General features: G+C 39.0%; 27 protein-coding genes. 9 read left to right on the top strand and 18 right to left on the bottom strand.

The window, feature by feature from the left end; all coding sequences use genetic code 11:
• Window positions 1-36: 36 nt before the first annotated feature.
• The 14 genes from ACEXOE_RS09300 to ACEXOE_RS09235 all read right to left on the bottom strand — a co-directional run bounded on the left by ACEXOE_RS09300 (window position 37) and on the right by ACEXOE_RS09235 (window position 13,364).
• Window positions 37-537: a YbhB/YbcL family Raf kinase inhibitor-like protein gene (locus ACEXOE_RS09300; protein ID WP_394748472.1), complete on the bottom strand. Its 501-nt coding sequence runs from the start codon at window positions 535-537 to the stop codon at window positions 37-39.
• Window positions 538-632: 95 nt separating this feature from the next.
• Window positions 633-1,472, bottom strand: coding sequence for a helix-turn-helix domain-containing protein (locus tag ACEXOE_RS09295; protein WP_394748471.1), 840 nt, complete (start codon window positions 1,470-1,472; stop codon window positions 633-635).
• A 152-nt stretch (window positions 1,473-1,624) separates the two neighbouring features.
• The gene (locus ACEXOE_RS09290; protein WP_394748470.1) at window positions 1,625-2,167 is read right to left on the bottom strand and encodes a tetratricopeptide repeat protein; all 543 of its coding nucleotides are present in this window, start codon (window positions 2,165-2,167) and stop codon (window positions 1,625-1,627) included.
• A gap of 319 nt (window positions 2,168-2,486) precedes the next feature.
• Entirely contained in the window at window positions 2,487-3,488 is a 1,002-nt protein-coding gene (locus ACEXOE_RS09285; RefSeq protein ID WP_394748469.1) for a hypothetical protein, read from the bottom strand.
• A gap of 245 nt (window positions 3,489-3,733) precedes the next feature.
• On the bottom strand, window positions 3,734-4,282 hold the full coding sequence (locus ACEXOE_RS09280) for a hypothetical protein (protein ID WP_394748465.1): 549 nt from the start codon (window positions 4,280-4,282) through the stop codon (window positions 3,734-3,736).
• Between the two features lie 86 nt (window positions 4,283-4,368).
• Window positions 4,369-4,635, bottom strand: a complete 267-nt coding sequence (locus ACEXOE_RS09275; RefSeq protein WP_394748468.1) for a hypothetical protein — start codon at window positions 4,633-4,635, stop codon at window positions 4,369-4,371.
• A gap of 46 nt (window positions 4,636-4,681) precedes the next feature.
• The gene (locus ACEXOE_RS09270) at window positions 4,682-5,161 is read right to left on the bottom strand and encodes a hypothetical protein (protein WP_394748467.1); all 480 of its coding nucleotides are present in this window, start codon (window positions 5,159-5,161) and stop codon (window positions 4,682-4,684) included.
• A 155-nt stretch (window positions 5,162-5,316) separates the two neighbouring features.
• Window positions 5,317-6,075, bottom strand: a complete 759-nt coding sequence (locus ACEXOE_RS09265; protein WP_394748466.1) for a DUF6882 domain-containing protein — start codon at window positions 6,073-6,075, stop codon at window positions 5,317-5,319.
• Between the two features lie 201 nt (window positions 6,076-6,276).
• On the bottom strand, window positions 6,277-6,825 hold the full coding sequence (locus ACEXOE_RS09260; protein ID WP_394748465.1) for a hypothetical protein: 549 nt from the start codon (window positions 6,823-6,825) through the stop codon (window positions 6,277-6,279).
• Window positions 6,826-6,939: 114 nt separating this feature from the next.
• A complete protein-coding gene (locus tag ACEXOE_RS09255; protein WP_394748464.1) occupies window positions 6,940-7,644 on the bottom strand; it encodes a zinc metallopeptidase in 705 nt (234 codons plus the stop codon).
• 110 nt (window positions 7,645-7,754) lie between these two features.
• Complete coding sequence (ald, locus tag ACEXOE_RS09250) at window positions 7,755-8,855, bottom strand: alanine dehydrogenase (RefSeq protein ID WP_394748463.1); 1,101 nt, start codon at window positions 8,853-8,855, stop codon at window positions 7,755-7,757.
• A gap of 388 nt (window positions 8,856-9,243) precedes the next feature.
• Complete coding sequence (locus ACEXOE_RS09245; RefSeq protein ID WP_394748462.1) at window positions 9,244-9,498, bottom strand: SemiSWEET family sugar transporter; 255 nt, start codon at window positions 9,496-9,498, stop codon at window positions 9,244-9,246.
• 65 nt (window positions 9,499-9,563) lie between these two features.
• Window positions 9,564-12,377: a leucine--tRNA ligase gene (leuS, locus tag ACEXOE_RS09240; protein ID WP_394748461.1), complete on the bottom strand. Its 2,814-nt coding sequence runs from the start codon at window positions 12,375-12,377 to the stop codon at window positions 9,564-9,566.
• A 117-nt stretch (window positions 12,378-12,494) separates the two neighbouring features.
• A complete protein-coding gene (locus ACEXOE_RS09235) occupies window positions 12,495-13,364 on the bottom strand; it encodes a UbiA family prenyltransferase (protein ID WP_394748460.1) in 870 nt (289 codons plus the stop codon).
• A 255-nt stretch (window positions 13,365-13,619) separates the two neighbouring features.
• Here ACEXOE_RS09235 and ACEXOE_RS09230 point away from each other — a divergent pair, with 255 nt between their 5' ends.
• The 6 genes from ACEXOE_RS09230 to ACEXOE_RS09205 all read left to right on the top strand — a co-directional run bounded on the left by ACEXOE_RS09230 (window position 13,620) and on the right by ACEXOE_RS09205 (window position 19,060).
• On the top strand, window positions 13,620-15,479 hold the full coding sequence (locus tag ACEXOE_RS09230) for a T9SS type B sorting domain-containing protein (RefSeq protein WP_394748459.1): 1,860 nt from the start codon (window positions 13,620-13,622) through the stop codon (window positions 15,477-15,479).
• An 83-nt stretch (window positions 15,480-15,562) separates the two neighbouring features.
• On the top strand, window positions 15,563-16,441 hold the full coding sequence (locus tag ACEXOE_RS09225; RefSeq protein WP_394748458.1) for a cell division protein FtsX: 879 nt from the start codon (window positions 15,563-15,565) through the stop codon (window positions 16,439-16,441).
• Window positions 16,442-16,450: 9 nt separating this feature from the next.
• Window positions 16,451-16,714: a DUF3098 domain-containing protein gene (locus tag ACEXOE_RS09220; protein ID WP_394748457.1), complete on the top strand. Its 264-nt coding sequence runs from the start codon at window positions 16,451-16,453 to the stop codon at window positions 16,712-16,714.
• Entirely contained in the window at window positions 16,715-17,509 is a 795-nt protein-coding gene (locus ACEXOE_RS09215) for an undecaprenyl-diphosphate phosphatase (protein WP_394748456.1), read from the top strand. It begins immediately after the preceding gene.
• Between the two features lie 33 nt (window positions 17,510-17,542).
• Window positions 17,543-18,259 carry a tRNA pseudouridine(55) synthase TruB gene (gene truB, locus ACEXOE_RS09210; protein ID WP_394748455.1) on the top strand — a complete coding sequence of 239 codons (717 nt, stop codon included), beginning with the start codon at window positions 17,543-17,545 and terminating at the stop codon, window positions 18,257-18,259.
• A 69-nt stretch (window positions 18,260-18,328) separates the two neighbouring features.
• Window positions 18,329-19,060 (top strand): hypothetical protein, encoded by a 732-nt coding sequence (locus tag ACEXOE_RS09205; RefSeq protein ID WP_394748454.1) that lies wholly within the window; start codon window positions 18,329-18,331, stop codon window positions 19,058-19,060.
• On the opposite strand, the gene ACEXOE_RS09200 is transcribed toward ACEXOE_RS09205, so the two are convergent.
• The gene (locus ACEXOE_RS09200) at window positions 19,043-19,663 is read right to left on the bottom strand and encodes a thioredoxin family protein (protein ID WP_394748453.1); all 621 of its coding nucleotides are present in this window, start codon (window positions 19,661-19,663) and stop codon (window positions 19,043-19,045) included. The genes ACEXOE_RS09205 and ACEXOE_RS09200 overlap by 18 nt on opposite strands.
• A 192-nt stretch (window positions 19,664-19,855) precedes the next feature.
• On the opposite strand from ACEXOE_RS09200, the gene ACEXOE_RS09195 reads away from it, so the two are divergent.
• On the top strand, window positions 19,856-20,419 hold the full coding sequence (locus ACEXOE_RS09195; RefSeq protein WP_394748452.1) for a DNA-3-methyladenine glycosylase I: 564 nt from the start codon (window positions 19,856-19,858) through the stop codon (window positions 20,417-20,419).
• Window positions 20,406-20,993: a hypothetical protein gene (locus ACEXOE_RS09190; RefSeq protein WP_394748451.1), complete on the top strand. Its 588-nt coding sequence runs from the start codon at window positions 20,406-20,408 to the stop codon at window positions 20,991-20,993. Before ACEXOE_RS09195 ends, ACEXOE_RS09190 begins: the two co-directional genes overlap by 14 nt.
• A 65-nt stretch (window positions 20,994-21,058) precedes the next feature.
• On the opposite strand, the gene aat is transcribed toward ACEXOE_RS09190, so the two are convergent.
• The 3 genes from aat to ACEXOE_RS09175 form a co-directional block, all read right to left on the bottom strand.
• A complete protein-coding gene (aat, locus tag ACEXOE_RS09185) occupies window positions 21,059-21,700 on the bottom strand; it encodes a leucyl/phenylalanyl-tRNA--protein transferase (protein ID WP_394748450.1) in 642 nt (213 codons plus the stop codon).
• Window positions 21,701-21,768: 68 nt separating this feature from the next.
• Complete coding sequence (locus tag ACEXOE_RS09180) at window positions 21,769-22,152, bottom strand: DUF3127 domain-containing protein (protein ID WP_394748449.1); 384 nt, start codon at window positions 22,150-22,152, stop codon at window positions 21,769-21,771.
• 3 nt (window positions 22,153-22,155) lie between these two features.
• Entirely contained in the window at window positions 22,156-23,031 is an 876-nt protein-coding gene (locus tag ACEXOE_RS09175; protein ID WP_394748509.1) for a flavin reductase family protein, read from the bottom strand.
• Between the two features lie 117 nt (window positions 23,032-23,148).
• Between ACEXOE_RS09175 and ACEXOE_RS09170 the strand changes: the two genes are divergently transcribed.
• Window positions 23,149-24,300: a sensor histidine kinase gene (locus ACEXOE_RS09170; protein WP_394748448.1), complete on the top strand. Its 1,152-nt coding sequence runs from the start codon at window positions 23,149-23,151 to the stop codon at window positions 24,298-24,300.

Below are 24,300 nucleotides of genomic sequence, written 5' to 3'. Positions count from 1 at the left end.
TCAATAAGAATTACAAATTGAGTATGTGAATCTTTTTTATGCTCTTTCGTAGTACATTACTATGCTGGCCTTGGCAATGGTATTTGCCCAGAGATTATAACCTACGATTGCAGGGTTTGTATTCTCATCTAGCCCCAATGATTCCGTTTTTAAAGCATGAACGGTAATAATGTATTGATGGGGTCCGTGTCCTTCAGGTGGACAAGGTCCTCCATATCCCTTGGATCCATAATTATTAATACTTTGTATTGACTTCTTTGGAGCTAAGCTAGATACAACATTTCCGGCGTTTTCAAGAATTTCATTGATGTCGTTAGGAATGTCAAACATTACCCAATGCCACCACCCACTTCCTGTAGGCGCATCTGGATCATACATTGTAATTGCGAAACTTTTTGTTCCTTCTGGTGCGTTTTTCCAAGATAATTGAGGAGATATATTTTCTCCAATACTACCCCAATCATCGAATGCTTGAGTTGTTGTTGCTTGTCCTCCAACTGTACTGCTTGTTAATGTAAATGTTTCTGTACTTTTCATGTCTGTAAAATTTAAGTATCAATTTATAAGACAAATTTACAGACAGGTTAAGGGTGTTCAGCAATCAGAAAAGTTCAAAAAGTATTGATAAAAGTTCAACTCGATTGGTATTGTTTTGGGGTAACTCCGAATTTTGATTTAAAAGCTTGAATAAAATTAGATAAGTTTTCATATCCAATTTCTTCAAAAATATCTGAAGGTCTTTTTGACTTGTTTTTTAGCAGATAAGCTGAATGTTCAAGCCTTTTATCCTGAAACCACTTGCTTGGAGAACTATGAAAGTTTTTCTCAAATTCTCTTTTGAAAGTCGAGACACTCATATTAGATAAAAATGACAGTTCTTTTATGGTTAGTTTATTTAACCTGTTGCTTTCAATGGTCTGTACAAATTTTCGATTGTGATTGCCATTATTATCAATTAAGGAATAAAGAAAATCTAAACCTTTGAGGTCAGTTAGATATAGCATTATTTCCTCAAACTTTGCGTTTAGCATGTTTTCCTGAATTGATTTTGAAAGCTTTGATATATCTAAGAGGCTATCAACGAATCTTTTTATAAATGAGTCATACTTAAATGAATATGTTGAGTATAATATTTTGGATTTAAATGTTTCGAATCTGAACTTGCTTAAAAACTGTAATACATCTTCGTTGGTAAAGAAAAATAGAATGCTACGATAATATTTTGAGTCACTAGAAAGCTTTTCAGTCATTAAACAATTTCCAGATTTCATCAATAGAAATTGAGAATTATCTATTGCATATGCCGAATTATCGAAAAACACTTCTTTGGTCCCTTCTTGTAAAAAGCTAAAGGTATTTTTATTTAATAAAATTTGTTGTTTTGATATTTCAGTAGTACTCTGATAATCATAAATTACAATAGACTTAGAAGAACTTAAACTTAATTCGTCAGGTAATGTAATTGTTTTCATTTGGTCCTCTAATTGTCTCTAACGGTCCGGCTATGATCCGTTGCGGTTTGGTTCTTTTTAATTTTTCTTTAATCTCTATGCCTAAAGCTAGTTAAAATATCCAATTAACTTATAGCATAGCATTGGATTATAGGTTTTGTGGGCATTAGTATTTATGCATCCAATAATTCTTCGATTGAAACATAATTGCCCATAACTAAGTCCAAGGCAAATAATCTTGAATATTCAATTTCTTTCAAGTAACTAAATAGATAGTTCCTTTTTTCAAACTCTTCAGAATAATGATAAGCAATCATTAAATTTTCAATTATTCGAGGTTGAACATTTTTTATTCCTTTTTTAATAGAATCTTCTCCTAAGGCTATTGCTACATCATAATTCTCCTTGCGCAACTCTAGTAGCATTAAACTTGATTTCGCTAGGTATAATTCGGAATCTAGCTTTAAAGCCTTGTAATAGTAATCTTCAGCTTCCCCATATTTTTTTTCACGTCTCATTACTACTCCCATTCCTGCCAATGCTTTTGGATAATCAGGATTTATTTTTAACGCCTCCATAAAGCTTTGTTTAGCCATTTGAGTATTAAATATTTCATTTCCAAGATTACCTTTTATTAGCCAAACTTCTTCCGATTTTGGATAACGTTTTAAGAACTTATTGATTTTTGAAAGACAGGTTTCAAAATCACTTTCCATAAATAAATGACAGATTTCAATAATCGCCTTATTTTTTAGTCTTTTCTGTAAAAGGACTAAAAAAATTAAGGCTGAAATTAAAAATATAATTATTATGAAAATCATTTTTATATTAATGCCAACGGCTCAGTATATGAAAAGTAGCGCTGAAAATAAGCTATTACTTTTCGGATTAAACACAAGCCGAATTTTTAAATTTTACTATATATATTTACTTTAAAATCGTCAAATTTAAAATTTTGGCGACTTTCAAAAAATGCACAAACCTTAGTGTTAGCAGCGACTTGCGCTATTTTTTATATACATTGTTGGCATTTCGTTATTTTTCGTTTGTCCAAATAATGAACTCTCTAAAAATTCTATCCCAATGTTTTATTTCCTTTTCATTATCCTTTTCTACATATCCGTGATTACAATCAATACAAACATCAAAAGTTAAATTCACTTTTCTTTTTTGCATAAACTGAATCGGAAGTAAATAAGCTGTTTCAATAGGCGTACTTTCGTCTTTTGTTCCAAAAACCGCATAAATAGGAATATCAATAGCTAGCAAATCATCAATAGGCGGCTTTTCATATGAAGACCATCTTTTATTCGTAAATCCAAAATGGTCAATTTCAGTAGAATTAGGGTTTTTAATTACGGAGTCATACCAATCTATTATTCCCATAATGTTATTGTGTGCTAACGAATCTGATTGCTTCCCTTGAAGCGTTTCAATTCGATTAAAAAGTGAAAATTCATAGAAGTTATTCAGAACATTTCCAGACCAAAAACCCAAATGGGTAATATTCTTATTTTTATTAGCAAGTGATGCTCCTATTACCGCTCCTTCAGAATGACCATAAACTATTATTTTTTCAGGCTTTTTCAGATGATTCTTGATTATATCTTCAATTGATAGATTAATCTGATTTACACGATATTCTTGGAAATTATTTTTGTAGTATTCTTTCGGAACAGAAAGGTTTTCGTCATTAAATATCCCATCAATTCCTGGTTTTGGAATGATTGCATAGGTATAGGTTGAATCCAATAGCTTGTAATCATCTCCAAACCATCTATAAATGGATGGTTTCTCATTCTTTATTTTGTAAGAAAAAATGGGGTTAGCATCAGTCCCCTGAATAAAAACAACCAATTTGGTTGGTTTGATTTTGTAATTTCTTATGTAGTAAGTTATTGTGTCAGAATCTTCGATTATTTTTCCTTCAATGAATCCATATTTATTTAAGGCATCATCAATTGTTGGGTTCTGAACAGATTGGGATATTCCTGTTGCAGTAATAAGTAATAATAAAATTAGATAGAAGTGTTTCATTTTTATTTTTTAAATATGACGACATCTTGTATGAATTTGTTACACTTCCTTGGTGTTTTCCTAATGAATGCCAACGGTCTCGGCTATGAGTAGTTGCGTGGGTTAGCACTTAACTTTGCAAGTACACACCAAACTGAAAATCCTTACGGATTTTCAGAAGTAGGCGAGAACAAGCAATTACTTATAGCCATTGTTGTGCTTAGTTATTTTTAATTCCACATTTGTTTTAACTTATTCCAAATGCTCTAATTTTCATTTTTCTTATTTTGATTAAAGAAATTCGTTTGTTTGCTTTCATATTGAATTCCAATTATTGGAAATGATACTTCTTTTATGTAGTCCATTATCCAATCTTGGGCGTTTAAAACTTCTGTTTTCCGTTTTTTAAGTTCATTCGACACTCTGTCAATTAAGTTTTGATTGTCCTCGTCCGAATTGCTGTTGTCATAAATTATAACACAAAGTGCTTCAATCAGAATGTTTCTTTTTTGATTTAAAATTTGATGGTTATCTAAAACATCTAAAATCGTATCAATATTTTTTTCTTCCGCTAACATTAGGTCTTCATCCTGTTCCATAAAAAAATAATCAGGATTGTTTCCCCATTCAAGTAATAAATCAATTTCAAAATCAGTTTGAGGATGTGAAAGTGAGGCAAAGTCTTTATTTCCGCATTTCGAACATTCTTTATTCCAAATTTCTTTTTCTTTTAAACCAAAAGCAGCTTCTTTTCTTGTCACTTCAATCGAATCGACATTTCCACATTTACAAGCTTTTTGATATTCGTATTTCATTTTCTAATTAAGCACAACGTCTCTTGTATGTTGCGTTTGCTTCCCGAAGGGAGCATATGCAATATACAAATTGTTGTAGTGCGTTTTTATTCAGTTAATATTCTTTTATTTCCACAAGCCGCACATAATTTCGCTTTAGGAGTTCTGTATGGTTTTCCACATTTTTCGCAATCTGGTCCAATTTGTCCAAGTGAGTGATGCATAATAGCATTTGGTTCCGTTTCTCCAAATCCAGTCAAATCATTATAATAGTCCAATAACTCCTTAAAACGTTCTTGTCTATTCTTTTTCAAAACTTTAAATCCTTTTGCATAAAGTTTAGATGCAATTGAGTGTTCTTCTTTATCAAGCATAGGAACATCCATTTTGCATCTCCAGCAATACTTTATTTCCATTCTATTATTCTATAATAATTACCGTTTCTGTCATTTTTATATCAACCATTTTTCCTCCGTCATTGAGAAGTTTGTTAATCGCATTAAATTCGGCACTTCTTCCCGCAATATTTACTATTATATCATTATTCGGTCTATCATTCCAATAATTGTCAACAATTTTTTCTATTGTCAAATATTTATGGTTATCTGAAAATCGTTTTGATATTCTTTTTGAATCAGAATAATGTTCCAAATATGTTTTTGGCCAATCTACGTCGGTCAACCATTTTCTGACGAATGCTATTGGCAGAAAAGTAATGATTTCAATACCGTTATTTTCTTCAATTCCATTCTGAGTGAGTAAAGTCAGAAGTTCATCATTCTCCAGAGATTTTGTACTTCCAATAATATCAATCGACTTTTTAACATCAGAGTTGAAATCGGATTGTTTTTTTGTTCGATTATCTTTCTTTTTTCCTAAAATCTTATTCCAAAACCTCATATTTCTCAAATGCACTACAACGGTCTAGGCTATGAACAGTTGCGTGTGTTAGCACGGACTTTTGCAAGTACACGATAAGCTGAAAATTTCTGCGGAATTTTCAGGATAAGCCCGAAATAGCAATTGTTTATAGCCATTGTTGTGGTTAGTGTTTTTTATTCGTTTAAATTAAATTCCTTTATCTCAAAATAGCAGTTTTCACATACCAATTTAATCTTGGCAAATTCCATTGATTCGTCATTCCAGCCGTCTGTTTTTACTCGTTCTTTTTCGCATTCAGAACACCAAGCTTGAAAATCATCTTCCTCGGCCAATTCCATTCCACGATATGTCTCAAATGCTTCTTCAAATCCTGTTTTGGTTTGATTATTCAAATGTTGACATATAAATGCTTTTCTTAATTTTCCGTGAATACCGCATTCAATTAATTCGTTTTCTATTTTCTCAACTTCTTCTTTTGAGATTTGGTTTGTGAGTAAAAAGTATTTTTCCAAATGGTCAGAAATTACTCGATAAGTTCCAATTCCGCCAAGTATGTCGAACGCAATGGAAGTCAATTCCCAACCTGTGAATTTATCTCCGTCAAAATGAGCATTTGTCAGATTCTCATATTTCTTTTTTTCTCCGAACTCCTTAACTTTTAAAGTCTGGAATTTTCTCGGTTCAACAGAATGTTCATTTGCCCAAGCCCACATCCAAGTATTTGTCTTTTGATAAAAAGTTCCAACAGGTATGTATTTGAAATAAATTTCTTTGTCGTCTGAATATAATCGCAAAGTTTCGCTGGATTGATTATAGAACCAATTTGCATAATTGTCAAGGTCACATTCGGCTCTGAATTTGTTTTGAAATTCAGTCAGTTTTTGACAGTTTTTGTCTGCATATTTTTCGTATTTCAGAGGTCTAAATATCAATTCTGTTGGTTTTTTCTACATTAACCACAACGGTCTCGGCTATGAGTAGTTGCGTGGGTTAGCACTTAACTTTGCAAGTACACACCAAACTGAAAATCCTTACGGATTTTCAGAAGTAGGCGAGAACAAGCAATTACTTATAGCCATTGTTGTGCTTAGTTATTTTTAATTCCACATTTGTTTTAACTTATTCCAAATGCTCTAATTTTCATTTTTCTTATTTTGATTAAAGAAATTCGTTTGTTTGCTTTCATATTGAATTCCAATTATTGGAAATGATACTTCTTTTATGTAGTCCATTATCCAATCTTGGGCGTTTAAAACTTCTGTTTTCCGTTTTTTAAGTTCATTCGACACTCTGTCAATTAAGTTTTGATTGTCCTCGTCCGAATTGCTGTTGTCATAAATTATAACACAAAGTGCTTCAATCAGAATGTTTCTTTTTTGATTTAAAATTTGATGGTTATCTAAAACATCTAAAATCGTATCAATATTTTTTTCTTCCGCTAACATTAGGTCTTCATCCTGTTCCATAAAAAAATAATCAGGATTGTTTCCCCATTCAAGTAATAAATCAATTTCAAAATCAGTTTGAGGATGTGAAAGTGAGGCAAAGTCTTTATTTCCGCATTTCGAACATTCTTTATTCCAAATTTCTTTTTCTTTTAAACCAAAAGCAGCTTCTTTTCTTGTCACTTCAATCGAATCGACATTTCCACATTTACAAGCTTTTTGATATTCGTATTTCATTTTCTAATTAAGCACAACTTATTTATATAGATGTAAAATACATCGATATACACCCCAAATGGGTGTGTAACCGATGGAAATGGTTGTTTTTTATTTTATTGTAGGAATACCATTTTAATCCCGACTGCGTCCCATGACCCGCACCACAAAATACAATAGCGTAGCTAAAGAACCCAAAGCGGCTACCACATAAGTACGAGCTGCCCATTTTAAGGCATCCTCTGCACCGGCATATTCTTCCTGACTCAGCATATTTTTATTTTTTAACCAAGCTAAGGCCCTATTGCTGGCATCGTACTCCACAGGAAGGGTGACAAAACTAAAGAGGGTGCTCATTCCAAATAAAATAATACCCACCCAAGCAATGGTTCCCCCAATGGCCGTAGTATTCATCAGCATCAATCCTCCAAAAATCACCCACATGGAAAACTTTGAAGCGATACCGACTACTGGCACCAACTTGGAACGCATGGTGAGCCAACTATAGGCTTTGGCATGTTGTACAGCATGGCCGCATTCATGGGCGGCGACTGCCGCAGCAGAGGCATTGCGCTGGTTATAGACCACTTCACTTAAGTTTACTGTTTTATTTCTAGGATTGTAATGGTCTGTGAGCATTCCCGGAGTAGAAACGACTTGCACATCCCTAATCCCGTGGTCTGCCAACATTTTTTCCGCGATTTCCGCACCACTCATGCCATTGCGCAAATGCACTTTGGAATAGTGGTTAAACTTACTTTTTAGGCGATTGCTTACCACGCCACTGATGAGGGCAAAAACCGCCCCTATGATAATATAACCGATATCGAATCCAAACATATCTTCTTGTTTTTTACATAAATATACTTAGAAGATAGCAAAAATCCCGCCAAGTAGCTCAAAATGACTTTGAGCTCCTGACAGGACCTTAAATACTGACATATTGTACCTTATACTGGGACTGCATCCCAAGAAAAAGCTGCCGCAATTTCCTTGTACAACACTTTTCCATGTACAATATTCAATCCTTTTCTGAGCGCATCATCGCGTCTGCAGGCTTCCTCCCATCCCAAATTCGCCAATTTAAGCACATAGGCCAAGGTTACATTGGTCAGGGCCATGGTAGAGGTGTAGGGAACCGCTCCTGGCATATTGGCTACGGAATAGTGTACCACATCATCGATAATATATATGGGATCTTCATGTGTTGTAGGCCGGGTAGTTTCCACACATCCTCCCTGGTCTACGGCCACATCTACGATAACGGTTCCCGGGCGCATTTCTTTGAGCATATCCCGAGTAATCAGATTCGGTGCTTTTGCTCCTTTAAGCAGCACTCCGCCAATAATAAGATCGTGGTCTTTAATCAATCTGCGAATATTGAATTCGTTGGAGAATTCGGTAACCACATGCGGAGGCATCACATCGTTCACATAACGCAAACGCTTCATATTAACATCCAAGATGGTTACATGGGCCCCAAGTCCGGCTGCCATTTTTGCAGCTTGCAGACCAACAACACCGGCTCCCAAGACCAAAACTCTTCCGGGAGCAACTCCAGGAACACCCCCCAATAAAACCCCTCTACCTTTCACAGGCTTTTCAAGATACTTAGCTCCTTGTTGAATGGCCATACGCCCTGCCACCTCAGACATAGGGGTCAACAATGGCAAGGTCCCATCTTCATCTTCAACGGTTTCATAGGCGATACATACGGCTTTGGCAGCAATCATTTTCTTGGTCAATACTTCACTGGAAGCAAAATGAAAATAGGTAAAAATCAGCTGCCCTTCCTGAATGAGGTCATATTCTTCTGCAATAGGTTCTTTCACCTTTACAATCATTTCACTTAAGGCATATACCTGTCCTATGGTATCCAAAATATGGGCTCCTACCTGTTTGTAATCTTCATTGGAAAAGCCGCTTCCCTCTCCCGCTTGGGATTGCACATAGACCGTATGTTTGTTTTTTACCAATTCAAAAACGCCGGCAGGTGTCATGCCCACTCTGTTTTCATTGTTCTTAATTTCTTTTGGTATTCCTATGACCATAATGTTTGTATTTGATTCGAGTGCTAATTTGGGATTTTTTTGGAAAACAAAAAACAAATACTTAAAAATTATAGGGGTCATTCGATAAAAAACACAATTTTATAGACATATACCCTCAATTTCATAGGGTACACTACAAAATATTTTAATTTTTATATTAAAATTGACAAAAATAGTAGGGGTCTTCATATCATAAACGTATTCTACAGAAAAGCTTCGGGCTATTTTTGCAGCCATTGGAATTTTGCCATAGGCTGCCCTTTCCCATCGAAATATCTTGGGCAAAACATATTAAAGTGGCTTGGATCATTAGATTTCCTCTAGGAGGGTATGGATCAAGAATGATTCATCCCTTAAGGCAAGCCTTAAAAACAAAAATGATTTTCAGTTACTTGTACTTCAATTTCAAAAGCAATACTATGGTCACTAAAAAGGCAGTGACCGCATTGGCTAGAATAATGGCGATACTCTGGTGATAAATACCATAAATAAGCCATAGTAACAGCCCCAATAATAGCACACAATACATGGTCAAGGAGATATCCTTGGTAGATTTCTCTTTCCAGACTTTATATACTTGAGGTACAAAAGCTGCCGTAGTCAAGGTCGCGGCCACTAATCCTAAAATTTCGATATACTCCATATGCATTCCTTGGTATGATAGGGTTTCTGGGCAAACGACTTCTACGAATGACTAGCTGTTTTTCATCAACCCACAATATTCACAATCTTCCCAGGCACCACGATTACCTTTTTAGGCGTGCGCCCTTGCAATTGCTGTTGTGTCTTTTCATGGGCCATGACGGCTGCTTCAATATCTGCTTTCCCCATATCCAATGGCAATTCCATGGTAAAGCGCATTTTACCATTAAAAGAAATCGGATAGGCCTTACTGCTCTCTACCAAATGACTGGGTTCAAAAGCGGGAAAATCGACTTTGGAAATAGAGCCCGCATGTCCCAATTGCTCCCAGAGCTCTTCTGCGATATGGGGGGCATAAGGCGATACAATAATAGCCAAAGCTTCTAAAATTGCCTTAGACTGGCATTTCTGTTGCTGTAGCTCGTTTACACAGATCATAAAGGTAGAAACGGAGGTGTTAAAGGAGAAGTTCTCAATATCCTCTTCTACTTTCTTAATGGTCTTATGCAGTGTCTTTAGATTGTCTTTGGTAGGCTCGGCATCCGTGACTTTTAATCCATTTTCATTAAAATAGAGGCGCCATAATTTCTTTAAGAATGAGTGCACTCCTGTGATTCCTGCGGTATTCCAAGGTTTGGATTGCTCCAGAGGTCCAAGGAACATCTCGTACAAACGCAAGGAATCTGCCCCATAGGCTTCACAAATCGCATCAGGATTCACTACATTGAACCATCTTTTGGACATTTTTTCTACTTCCCTGCCTACAATATATTTCCCTTCTTCTAGGATAAACTCTGCATCTTCATATTGCGGCTGCCAAGATTTGAGCCCTTCTAAATCCAATTCATCTGATCCATTGATCAATCCAACATCAACACGTAGAGGTTCCGTTTCATGCGCTCCCTTTAATCCTTTGGATACATATTTATTTGTTCCACTGATACGATACACTATAGCACTAGTCCCTGTAATCATCCCTTGGTTGATCAACTTCTTAGCGTATTCATTTTTAGGCACAATGCCTTTGTCGAACAGGAATTTTTGCCAGAAACGGGAATACAATAGATGCCCCGTGGCATGTTCACTTCCGCCAATATAGAGATCCACATCTTGCCAGTAGTCAATGGCTTCTTTGGAAAAAATGACCTCCTCGTTCTGCGGATCCATATAACGATTAAAATAATAACTGCTTCCTGCCCAGCCTGGCATGGTGTTCAATTCCAAAGGAAATACGGTACTATGATTGATCTTTTCATTGGCTACAACGGAATGGGTTTCCGTATCCCATGCCCAAACGGTAGCGTTGCCTAAAGGAGGCTCTCCGGTTTCCGTGGGCAAATATTTTTCTACCTCCGGTAATTCCAGCGGCAAATGCTCCATAGCGATCATCTGGGGCATTCCATCCACATAGTAGACCGGGAATGGCTCCCCCCAATAGCGTTGGCGACTAAATACGGCATCGCGCAAGCGATAGTTTATCTTTCCTTTACCTTGCCCCAATCCTTCTAAAGCATCAATGGCCTTACGCACCGCTTTCTTATAGGGAAGATCGTTTAGGAAATCCGAATCTGTTATAATAGTTGTGGCCTTATCGGCAAAAGCTTCTTCGGAAATATCCACATCTTTAAAGATATTGGGTATGGGAATGGCAAAGTGTTTTGCAAAATCATAATCCCGCTGATCTCCACAGGGAACGGACATTACTGCTCCGGTACCATAACCGGCCAATACGTAATCCCCAATCCAAATAGGGATAGGCGCCTTGGAAAATGGATGCTCGGCATAAGCCCCGGTGAAGGCTCCGGTAATGGTCTTTACATCGGCCATCCGATCTCGTTCAGAACGTTTGGCGGTAGAAGCAATATAAGCGTCCACTTCCTCTTTTTGGTCGGGAGTCGTAATTTTCGACACTAAGTCATGCTCAGGGGCCAAGGTCATAAAGCTCACCCCAAATATGGTATCGGGGCGTGTGGTAAATACTTCTATGGTATCTGAGGAATCCTTTACCTTAAAGCTTACGGATGCCCCCTCGGAACGCCCGATCCAATTGGTTTGGGAATCTTTAAGCGGCTGTGGCCAATCTATAGTATTTAAATCATCCAATAGGCGTTGGGCGTAGGCCGATATTCGCATGCTCCATTGGGTCATCTTTTTACGGATGACCGGATGCCCCCCACGTTCGGAGACTCCATTGACAATTTCATCATTCGCCAAAACGGTACCCAGGGCAGGACACCAATTCACTTCGGTCTCTGCCAAATAGGTCAGGCGGTATTGCAATAAAATTTCTTCTTGCCTTTTACTGGAAAATTGCTGCCATTCGGCGGCGGTAAATGTTGGGATATCATCATCGCAAACGGCATTGACCCCGACATTTCCTTCTTTTTCAAACTGTGCGATCAAGGTAGCAACATCCTCGGCTTTGTCCGTAGTCTTGTTATACCACGAATGGAACAACTGAATAAAAATCCACTGTGTCCATTTGTAATATTTAGGATCGGAGGTACGCACTTCCCGGCTCCAATCAAAAGAGAAGCCAATGGTATCCAACTGTTCGCGATAGCGTTTAATATTGGCTGCCGTGGTCACCGCAGGATGTTGTCCCGTTTGAATGGCATATTGCTCTGCCGGCAACCCAAAACTATCGTAGCCTTGAGGATGCAAAACATTAAAGCCTTTATGACGCTTATACCGGGCATAGATATCACTGGCAATATAGCCTAAGGGGTGTCCCACATGTAACCCCGCCCCGGAGGGATAGGGAAACATATCCAATACGTAGTATTTGGGTTTGTCCGAACCATTCTCGGCTCTAAAGGTTTGTTGTTCTGCCCAGTATTTTTGCCATTTGGCCTCAATATTCTTGAAATCGTAGTTCATTCCTGTATTCTTATTCCAAGACCTGACTCCCCATAGGGTATCGCAGGTCTAAATGCCCCGCAAAAATAGGTTTAATCCCCGAAAATGAAAAGGTAATGGATTGTATTGTTTTAAAAATCAAGGCAGCAGCAATTTTCCGCTATACAACACCCATAACATGGAGATGAGGGCCGATAGGTTTATGGCATAGCCAAACCATTTCATTTGCACCAAAGAATAGGGCTTGTCTTTAAAGAAAATAAAGGCATCCAAAATCAACCACAGTGCAAATATCCCTAAAAATGAAGCCAGCACCCCATCTTGGAACCAATGCCACAACAAGTAGCCTTCTGCAAGCAACAACACCAACATTAACATCTTGGTATTTTTACGCTTCAAGAGGGTTGCCGTAGTCCGTTTTCCTGCTGCAATATCAGGCTCAATATCCATTAACTCTCCGGCAATATGAGCTTGAAAGGCGAAGAGGGAAAGGTACACCAAAGTCTGCCATGGTAGACTTTCCAGACCATTCAGTTCAGTACTAAAAAAGGCGGTCATCACGTAGCCTACTTGAATCAAGATTTCAAAAGGAGGGCGCTCCTTGAGTCGAAAAGGCTCAAAATTGTACGCAATATTCACTAAAATCATAAGGACCAATAGCCCAAACATCTTCAGTCCAGCCATATAACTGAAGAGTATGATAAAAGGAACTATCACCAATGTTATTCGCTTTAAAATGGGTTTTAGTTCTGCTACGGATGCTTTGGCCCCGAACAAAAAATTTCCTTTTCGCGCATTAAAGGCATCCGCCTGCACGTCTTTGTAATCGTTTAGACCATAGACCAAATAATTCAAAGGGAAGGTCACAAACAGGATTCCCAACCAAAAAGGAATACTTTTCCAAAAACCGTCTTGATTGCCAAAAGGCACCAAATAAATCCAAAGAGTGGGGAACCAAAGGCCTGGTCTGGAAATTTTAAGATCTAAAAGCAATTGGTTTCTCTTCATGCCTGTACTTCATGAAATGATTTCCATTTCAGCGTAAAAATACCGTAATTCCCCGAAAATACATGCTCAGCACCATAAAGAACCTCAAGGATTCTAAATAAATTTAATATCTTACCCCCAAACCTATGGCCCCCACTGTATGTTTACGAAAACCTGCGTATTTAGAAAGAGCTGTTAGCGTATTTCATAAACAAGAAAACATAAACATTGGCGTATTCTCCCATAAAAAAACAAGGCCATAGGTTGGTAAGAACTATGCGCTATCTTCTAGCCGTGATCGCCGTACTGGTATTCATGGAGGAAGCAAGGGGGCAATTGGGGTTTTGTCAGGGAAATTCCGGAGATCCTATTTTTACGGAAACTTTTGGCACGGGAACCACGAATGGACCTGCACTACCTGCAGGTACAACGACCTATAATTTTACGACGGTCACTCCGTTTGATGGGAGTTATACCATATCTAGTCGTACCAACTTTTTCGATTGGCACGATACCACGGATCGCACTCCGGGAGATACCGATGGAAAATCCCTTATTGTAAATGCCGATTTTACGCCAGGCGAGTTTTTCAGACGTACGGTAAACGGACTTTGCGAAAACACTTCCTATGAATTTTCCTCCTGGCTCCTTAATTTATTACCCAGCACTACAGCTTGTCCTAATGGAGGGTTGCCCATCAATGTTACCTTTCAAATATGGGATGTCACGGACACCCAACTTTTGGCTTCCGGGTCTACCGGTGAAATTCGCGGCACACCAACGCCCCGATGGGAACAACACGCCTTGACCTTTACGTCCGTTCCCGGGCAAACAGCCGTCATTCTAAAAATGATCAATAATGGTGAAGGAGGTTGCGGAAACGATTTGGCCATAGATGATATTGTTTTTAGGACTTGTGGGGACTTTGTATCGCTAACGGATATCGCAGGAGAAACCTTTATGGCCTCCTGTGAAGACCAAGGCCCCGTAAGCACTACCTTGACGGCCAATCCGGATTTTTCCATATTCAACAGTCATGCCTATCAATGGCAAGTAAGCTTGGATGGAACCATCTGGAACGATATTCCTGGGGAAACGACCAATACCTATACCACTCCCTTACTGAACACCTCTACCTTCTACAGGGTAAAGGTGGCCGAAGATCCCATTAATATTTCCAACAGTCTTTGTAATATTGTTTCCGAAGTATTCGATATCACTATCGTTCCCATACCTGCGCCACCTACTAGCAATGGCGATCTAGCCCTATGCAGCAATGCCCTTCAAGCGATTTCTGTGTCGGCTCCAGCCGCATTGCGCATCAATTGGTACGATGCGCCTGTAGGTGGAAATTTAATTCAGGAAGACAGTCCCTCCCTATTGACTGCTGTTCCAGGAACCTATTATGCCGAGGCCAATTCCCGGCTTACGGATTGTAGCTCTCCCTCGAGGACTGCAGTCACCTTGACGGTTTTTGACATTCCTGTTGTTACTGATGAGGAAGGATTGATCTGCGAAGGGGGCACCACCGATCTTTTTGCAGGAGCCCTTGGAAGCTATCTCTGGAGTACAGGGGAAACTACAGCAAGCATATCGGTAGATGCCCCGGGAACCTATCAGGTCACCGTGACCAATACCAATGGATGCGCTGCCGTAAAGACCATTGTATTGGAACAGATCGATCGCCCTATAATTTCAGAGATCCTATCGGACGACTTTACCATTAGTATAAGCACGGAAAACGAAGGGGATTTTGAATTTGCCCTGGACGATGGCCCGTTTCAAGACCGTCCTGTTTTTGAGCTCGTGGAAGGAGGCCTATATCTTGTACGTGCAAGGGCCAAAACCAATTGCCCGGACGTTTCCCAGGAATTCCTTCATTTTGTGATTCCTAAATTTTTCTCTCCGAATGGAGATACAATCAATGATACCTTTACCATCAATGGATTGGAGTTTTTTAGCCGGGCCGAAGTCAGTATTTTTGATCGGTATGGCAGGTTGCTCGTCCATTCCACAAATGGCAGTTTGTCCTGGGATGGCACCTTTAACAATAGGCGTTTACCGGAGTCCGATTATTGGTATCGCATTCGGGTAGATGATCAGGAGTTCAGGGGGCATTTTACATTAAAACGCTAATCTTGATCTAAGAAATGGGGAAATGCGCTGTTCATGCTATCTTTTTGATTTACTTTGTTATTTTTACATAGGCATTTTTCATTATGAGCAAATCTTTTGAGCGTTATCAAAAAAGAAAATTGATCTCTTCCTACTTTTCCGTGGTCTTGAGCATTGGATTGGTACTCTTTTTATTGGGTATCCTTGGGTTGCTTATTTTAAATACCAAAAAAATGGCGGATCTTTCCAAGGAACAGATTACCATTGCGGTTTTCTTGAAGGACAATGCAAAACAGGTAGAAATAGATCAGCTTCAAAATAGTCTTGCTTTGGCCCCTTATACCAAGTCGGCCACGTATATCTCCAAAGAAGAAGCTGCAGAATCGCACAGCACGGATATCGGGGAGAATTTTGTGGAATATTTGGGGTACAATCCTTTAAAAAATTCCATCGACGTACAATTAAAGGCAGATTTTGTGACCCCGGAACAAGTTGCAGAGATTGCAGATGACCTTAGCGCCAAGGCCTATGTGCACGAAGTAAGCTACGACACTATTTTGGTAGATCTGGTCAGTGATAATGTGGAAAAAATTGGATTTTGGATTTTAGTAGCCAGTGGTATTTTTACCTTTATTGCCGTATTGTTGATCAATAGCTCTATTCGTTTATCCATATATTCCAAACGCTTTATTATTAAGACCATGCAAATGGTGGGCGCCACAAAACGTTTTATTCGCAGACCCTTTATTTGGACAAATATTAAATTGGGACTTATTGGTGCCGCTTTAGCTTCCCTTGCCTTGGGAATCGTATTGATCTATGTAGATGAGCGTCTTCCTGAATTTAACTTGCTTCAGGATGTCCCCCTTTTAGTTTTTCTTTTTGTAGGCATTCTTGTTCTGGGCGTATTAATTTCTTTGGTCAGCACGTATTTTGCTACCCAACGTTTTCTAAATCTTAGAACAGACGATTTATATTATTAAATTTGTAGTATGAAAAAACAGCACAAACAGAATCAACCCACAAAACCTGAGTTCATTTTTCAGAAAAGGAACTATCTTTTTATGTTTATAGGTTTGGCATGTATCGCTCTTGGTTTTATCCTAATGAGTGGCGGAGGCAGTGACGACCCCAATGTCTTTAATCCGGATATTTATAGTTTTAGACGTATCCGCTTGGCACCCACCCTGGTATTGATCGGACTGGGTATTGAAGTCTATGCCATCCTGTTGAATCCACACAAGAAGAGCAAGTAATTGGATACTTTAGATGCTATCATTCTCGGTATCATTCAAGGATTGACCGAGTTTCTTCCGGTTTCCTCAAGTGGACATTTGGAATTGGGAAAAGCTATTCTAGGGGATAATTCCATTCCTCAAGAAAGTCTGTTATTTACTGTTGTACTACATTTTGCCACAGCCTTAAGTACTTTGGTTATTTTTAGAAAAGACGTGCTAGAGATTTTAAAAGGGCTTTTGCAATTTAAATGGAACGAAGAGTTTCAATTTTCCGTAAAAATCATCTTATCCATGATTCCCGCTGTGCTGGTGGGGTTGCTTTTTGAAACCGAATTGGAATCCCTTTTTGGAGGAAATATAGGTTTTGTAGGAGGAATGCTGATCATCACCGCCATCTTACTTTATTTTGCGGATAAAGCCAAAGACACTTCAAAAAAGGTCACCTTTACCAGTGCCTTGATCATAGGTATTTCCCAAGCGATAGCCATTCTTCCCGGAATTTCGCGTAGTGGTGCCACCATCTCCACCTCTGTGCTTTTAGGGGTAGATAAGACCAAAGCTGCCCGATTTTCGTTCCTCATGGTCGTCCCTTTAATTTTAGGGAAAATGGCCAAAGACATTCTCAGTGGGGATATTAATTTTTCCAGTGACCAAACCTTGGCTATGGGTGCGGGCTTTATGGCCGCTTTTATTGCCGGTCTGGCCGCTTGTACCTGGATGATCCAATTGGTCAAAAAAAGTAAGCTATCCTATTTTGCCATTTATTGTCTGCTTGTAGGCCTTATAGCAATTGGGTATAGTTTTTGGGGCTAATACAAGGTATTGGGAGGAGAAATATTTTCAAGTATGGAGGCAAAACGTGTGGAAGATTTTTTAAACGGACAGCTGTTATTGATCGACAAGCCCAAGAATTGGTCCTCTTTTCAGGCCGTAAATGCTGTGAAATGGGCCATTCGCAAACAGTTTAAACTAAAAAAGATAAAAGTGGGCCATGCCGGCACCTTAGACCCTTTGGCCACAGGCCTCTTATTGATCTGTACGGGCAAATTCACCAAAAAGATACCAGAACTCCAGGGACAACCTAAAGAATATACGGGAACCATATTTCTTGGAGCCACTACGCCTTCCTATGATTTGGAAACCGAGATCGATCAGGAGTTTCCCACCGCCCATATCGATGCTGCTCTTTTGAAAGCCACCAGAGCACGTTTTATCGGAGAGATTACCCAGGTTCCACCTATTTTTTCGGCCTTGAAAAAAGATGGAAAACGCTTGTACGAATATGCGAGAGATGGAGAAACCGTGGAGATAAAATCCCGAACTGTTACCATTTATGAATTTGATATCGATAGCTCTTCTTTTCCGGAAATCCGTTTTAGAGTGGTTTGCAGTAAAGGCACCTACATTAGATCTTTAGCACATGACTTTGGAAAAGCCATGGACTCTGGAGCGCATTTATCTGAACTGCGAAGAACCAAAATAGGGACTTACAACGTAGATAAAGCTACAAGTCCCGAAAATTTTAAGGAAAGCTTGTCAATGAATAGCAATTTAGAATTGTAAATTTAAGGTACTGTCCGTTCCTTTTCAGGAATAGATAAAATATTTTTAAAGAAATACGGTTATTAGAGTATGAATTTAAGTCGAGGTCAATTGTCTTTTATGATCACTTTCTTTTCCATGGCACTAGTGGTATTGTCACTATACAATATTCAATTGGGCGCCCAGCAGGAAGAGGAGTATGTCATTGAAATGAGTTTGGCCGACGAGGACTTGGAGCAATTACTACAGGAGGAGGAGGAAAAACTTCAAGAGGAAATGGACAAGGCCGACCCTATAAAAAGCCATATGGCCTATAACGAAACGGCAAAACCTAGTTACGGAAATCCTGAACCGCTAAAAACTTTGGAAGAAATCATGGCAGAAAAGGAAGCGCTGCAAAGTGATGCCCCAAAAAATGATATTTTAAGTTCAGATGCCGGTTATGCTGCCAATCTTAGGGAGCTGGCCAAAAAGCGAGAGGAAAAAAAACAATTATTGGGCGAAAAAGAAGCCCAAAAGAAGGAATATACCAATAATTTGGCCAAGCGAAGGACGTCGGTTTCCTATTCTCTTGTAGATCGGAGCCATTTTAGTTTACCTATTCCCATATACACTTGTATTAAGGGAGGAAAAATTGTCATTAATATTAAAGTGGATGCTTCTGGTAATGTAGCAGAAGCCGAAGTCAATGAGAAGAGTTCCAATACCTTAAATGGCTGTTTGGTAGACAATGCTATAGCCTATGCGTTAAAGGCCAGATTCAACACTTCGAACAAAGCCTCCCAAAAGGGAACAATTACTTACCTATTTCAAGGCAAGTAATTGTGTTAAATCTGCAAAGACAGATTGTCCTTTATCTTTATTGTACCACACTTGTAAATCTTGTTTGAACTCTGCCGTCAATGTTCCATGCTCGGCTTTATAGTCCTCTACCAATTTTGTGGCCGCTGTGGATCTAGGTCCCCAATCTCCGGTAACTTCATTACGCTCTTCGTCTATAGCGATCAATTTGGGGATAGACATCCCTCCATTGGTCAAGAAGCGATCCATAAGTTCCAAATTTTCATCCCTTAGAATGATCTTCAGGCTAATATTAGGGTTGAGTTCCGTTATTTTTTGCATTACGGGTAGCGAAGGGGAGGCATCACCACACCAACTCTCCGTGAGCACTAACCAGGTTGTTTTCCTATCTACCTTCGCAATAGCTTCGCGGGTGGCCTCATCCATTTTTAGGGTTTTGTCCCAACGTCTCATCCGTTTATCGTTCAAGACGGTATAATTGGTCAATGCCTCTGTTTGATTTGGTCCTGTGGACAGGCCTTTAGTGGCCAAATCACTCACCAAATCCCGATAGTGTTGGTAGTCCATTGCCGTGGATAGGCTATCTGCTATAAGTGCTGTTGTTGTTTTTGTTGTTGTTTCCATATTTCTTCAAATTTAAAGAATCTTCCAAATTGATAGTATTAGTAGTTCTCCCTTATAAAAACTTACGCAAGGATCTATAAGCTGCCGTTATATGCCGTTTATCGAAAGCTTATCCAAGGCAATGTCATTCATCGATCTCTTTATTCAGATTTGATTATTTGCCCTATATTTAAAATGAGAAACAAACACTTTATGGAAAAGCACAGATGTGGATGGTGTGTGGGTGATCCTTTGTATGAAGCCTACCATGACTTGGAATGGGGCGTTCCCGTTAAGGATGACGATACCTTATTTGAGTTTCTAATTCTAGAGACTTTTCAAGCTGGATTAAGTTGGATCACCATTCTTAGAAAACGAGACAATTTCCGCAAAGCTTTTGATTTTTTCGATTACAAAAAAATAGCGCAATACGATCAATCCAAAATTGATGAACTATTGGCTAATGAGGGTATTGTGAGAAACAAACTAAAGATCAATGCAACCATCTCCAATGCCAAGGCCTACATGAACATTCAACGAGAATTTGGCAGTTTCAGCGATTATATCTGGAGTTTTGTTGATGGTACGCCAATAAAGAATACATTTGAATCATACAAAGATGCCCCCGCTAATACCCCCTTATCTGACTCCATTAGCAAAGACCTAAAAAAACGTGGCTTTAAATTTGTTGGCAGTACCGTTATATACGCCCACATGCAAGCTACGGGCATGGTTAATGATCACGAACTAAATTGTTTCAGATATGAAGAAGTATAGAACACTATTTTCGATCGTTTTCCTTTTTGTGGCAACCTTTGGGTATTCCCAAAACAAAGAAGAACGAGAGCACCGTATTTTATGCGGTCAATTTCCTAAAAAAGCCGTAGCTACCGTAAAAACTTCCTTAGAAGGTGTACGGAATCTAAAATACTACAAAGAAATAGGAAGCACCTACAAAACCTACACGGCAAAATTCAAGAAAGACAAATTGGCCTATCGTATGGATTTTGATACACAAGGCAATATGCAGAATATTGGATACCTGATCAAAGAAGCAGATATTCCTGAAGAAACCTATACCGCAATAGACACCTATTTGGAGGAGAATTTTGAAAAGCCAAAAGCCCGAAGAATGATCCAACAATATTTAAGCAGTGATTTTAATGGATCGGAAGATCTGATGAAAACTGCCTTTCAAAATATACTTTCTCCCAAAGTGGAGTATAAATTTATTATCACCGCCAAAAGCGAAGGATTCCGTCAGTATTTTGAAGTTCTCTTTAATGCAAAAGGGGAAGTTAAAAACATGCGTAAATCTCCGGCTGCCAATTATGACCATGTGTTGTACTAGGAAGAAGGCGTGATACCAACCAATCAATAATTATGGGTAGTATTTTGGGCATTTTGTCCAAAATGCTACTTTTTTTGTTGCAAATATGCCAAGAATTCTATTCTTGAAATCTCTTCCGCTCCCAAACTCTCCAGATGATCGGTATGCAATTGACAATCGATCAGGCTATATTTTTTGTCCTGAGCTTCCTCGGCCAATTTTATAAAAGCAAATTTTGACGCATTGGAGCGTGTACTGAACATGCTTTCCCCGCAAAAAATATGTCCTAGATCAATTCCGTAAAGACCTCCTACGAGTTCGTCCCCTTCCCAAACTTCATAGGATTTTGCCCAACCCGAACGATGCAATTCAATATAAGCATCCTGCATTTCTTGAGTGATCCAGGTACCTTCCTGCCCTGCTCTTTTAATATTGGAACATTGCCGGATTACCGCTTCAAACTGTGTATTCTTTGTCCATCTAAACTGAGTATCCCGCAATACCTTGCGCATACTTTTGGAAATATTGATTTTGTGCGGAAACAAGACCATCCTAGGATCTGGGCTCCACCACAATATCGGTGAGGAGGCGTCGAACCAAGGAAAAATGCCCTTTTTATAGGCCAACAACAAACGTGCAGAAGATAAATCCCCTCCTATGGCCAATAACCCATTTTCATCGGCTTGATCCACAGGAGGAAATTCTAGTTTGTCTGTCAAAAAAAACATTGAGGTCAACTATAACTGTACCCATTTTTCAATACCCATTGAAAAATCGGCCAAAGTGACTTTAGTGATTAAAAGGGAAGGTCATCATGATCTTCTTCCTGAAGATCATCTGCAGGTTCAAAAGCATCCATTGGCGGTACAGGTGGCATTCCTTGTCCGGCATCAGGAGCTTCAGCCTGTATATTTTCAATACGCCATCCTTGAATAGAATTAAAGTATTTGGTTTCTCCCTGAGGATTTACCCATTCTCTTCCCCGAATATTAATACTCACCTTAATTTCCTGACCAACACTATAATTGTTCAATAGATCACATTTATCCTGTACAAATTCGATAAGGATATGTTGTGGGTACTGCTCATCTGTGGTAATGACCACCTCTCTTTTTCTAAAACCATTGTTGCCATAGGTTTTAGTCTCATCGATCATTTTGATCTTTCCTTGTATTTCCATCTTCTATATATTAGCTAATAATACTTTCCAAGCGGAAAGCACTTCATTATTCTTTAAATATTCCTGGGCTTTTTGTTCCAATTTTTCCTGACTGTTGGTCTTCAATAGCTCCTTTACATCCGTATTCCCGGATACAAAATTGGCCACTTCTTCTGAGGAAGGCATTTGCTCAACATTCCCCAACATTCCCAGATTGTTTCCCGTAAGCACCTTACTATTGCGAATATGCTCCGGAATTTGATCCACTCCTATCCCTAAGGTGGTCAGTGGTTTTGCCACTTCAAACATTCCCCTATTGCTACGGGTATACCAATTATCTCCCATTCGTGCCACCAAATCGATCTTATGTTGATCCACTTTCCCATTTTCATCCAGAAGCGATTCGGCAATATGAATTTTGATCACTTCGGAAAAAACCAGATTCCCTGCACCTCCTTCTTCGCCCAAGGCTTCCACTTTAGTGACTTTGCATTCAAACTGTACGGGGGCTTCTGCCACTCTATAGGGGGCTACCACATCTGACTTCAACATTTGGAGTCCTGCCTTCACAAATTCGTTTGCGCCTTCCGGATAAGCGGCACTGGCCAAGGACATTTGCTGCACCATGGCATAATCTACCAAATTGATCACTACTTCTCTGGTTTGCAAGACGTTCTCCAAAGTATGTTTTTTGCTCCCATCACTGCCTTTAAGGGCAGGGGAAAAAACTAATATCGGCGGATTGGCACTAAAAACGTTAAAAAAACTAAAAGGGGCCAGGTTGGGTACTCCTTGGGCATTTATAGTGCTTGCAAAAGCGATGGGCCTAGGCCCAACAGTCCCGGTAAGATAGGTATATACTTCTCTTTGGGAAATCTCTTCCGGGGCTATAGAAATCATTGTTTGCATAGGCTGCAAATGTACATAAATTGTATCCTATATAAAACCCTTGAGGGAAGCAGAAATAGAATATCTTTTCCCAAATTACGTTATCTTTAAGATCAACAATTGATTTGGATGACCTTCAACCCTAGAAAGAAAACGTCAAATATTATCCTGCTCATAGCGTCTTTCGTTATTGTTAGCCTCATCTTATGGAACACAAACAGTTTTTTTAGAAAGTTTAAGGACGAAGAACGCAACAAAATGGAAATTTGGGCCACGGCCCAATCAGAATTCCTTGCCCTGCCCCTTCGGAATGAAGATCCGGGAAAACTCTATATGAAAATTGCGCAGAGCAATACCACTACGCCCATGGTTTTGGAAAGTAAGGGAGGGTATTTTAGAGCGCATAATTTCCCTGAAGACAAGATGACGGATTCAGTATTTATCCAAAAAAAAATACTCCAATTTAAAGCAGAAAACACCCCCATAACCATTGCCCATGAAGGAGATTATCTAGGCACTATTTATTATGGGGATTCCGAAGTTTTAAACAAGTTAAAATACTATCCATTGGCCCTGCTATTGATTATTTTTCTTTTTGGAGCGGTCATTTTCTTTTTCTTCAGAACCAATAAGGCCTCCGAACAAAATAAGTTATGGGCCGGAATGGCCAAAGAGACGGCACATCAAATAGGTACGCCCTTAACCTCCCTTTTGGGGTGGAACGAGCTACTGAAAGCAGAAAATATTAACCCTGATATTACCAAGGAGATCGAAAAGGATATTTCCAGATTGGAGACCATTACAGAGCGTTTTTCCAAAATAGGTTCGCTCCCAAAATTGGAAAAACTGGATATTGTTTCCGAAACCAAAGATGCCTATGATTATCTAAAACTACGCAGTTCCAAACTGATCCAATTTTCCTTTAGCAGCAAAATAGACCATCTTCCGGTACACTTAAACTCTTCCCTATACCATTGGACCATTGAAAATTTGGTAAAAAATGGTATCGACGCCATGCGAGGGAAAGGGAGCATTGGTATTGAAATTGCTCCAGAAGGCAATCTGGTGCATATTTTGGTCACAGATACGGGACATGGGATTCCCAAAGGAAATTTCCAAAGTATTTTCAATCCCGGATTTACGTCAAAAAAAAGAGGCTGGGGTCTAGGGTTGTCTTTGGTAAAACGCATTGTGGAAGAATACCACAAAGGAAAAATAAAAGTGCTTTCGTCCAATAAAGGAGGTACCATTATGCAAATCTCGTTAAAAGCAAATTTGTAA

The sequence above is a fragment of the Spongiimicrobium salis genome (genome assembly GCF_043678055.1).
Taxonomy (GTDB): Bacteria; Bacteroidota; Bacteroidia; order Flavobacteriales; family Flavobacteriaceae; genus Spongiimicrobium; species Spongiimicrobium salis.
This window is presented reverse-complemented; position numbering and strand designations above follow the sequence as displayed.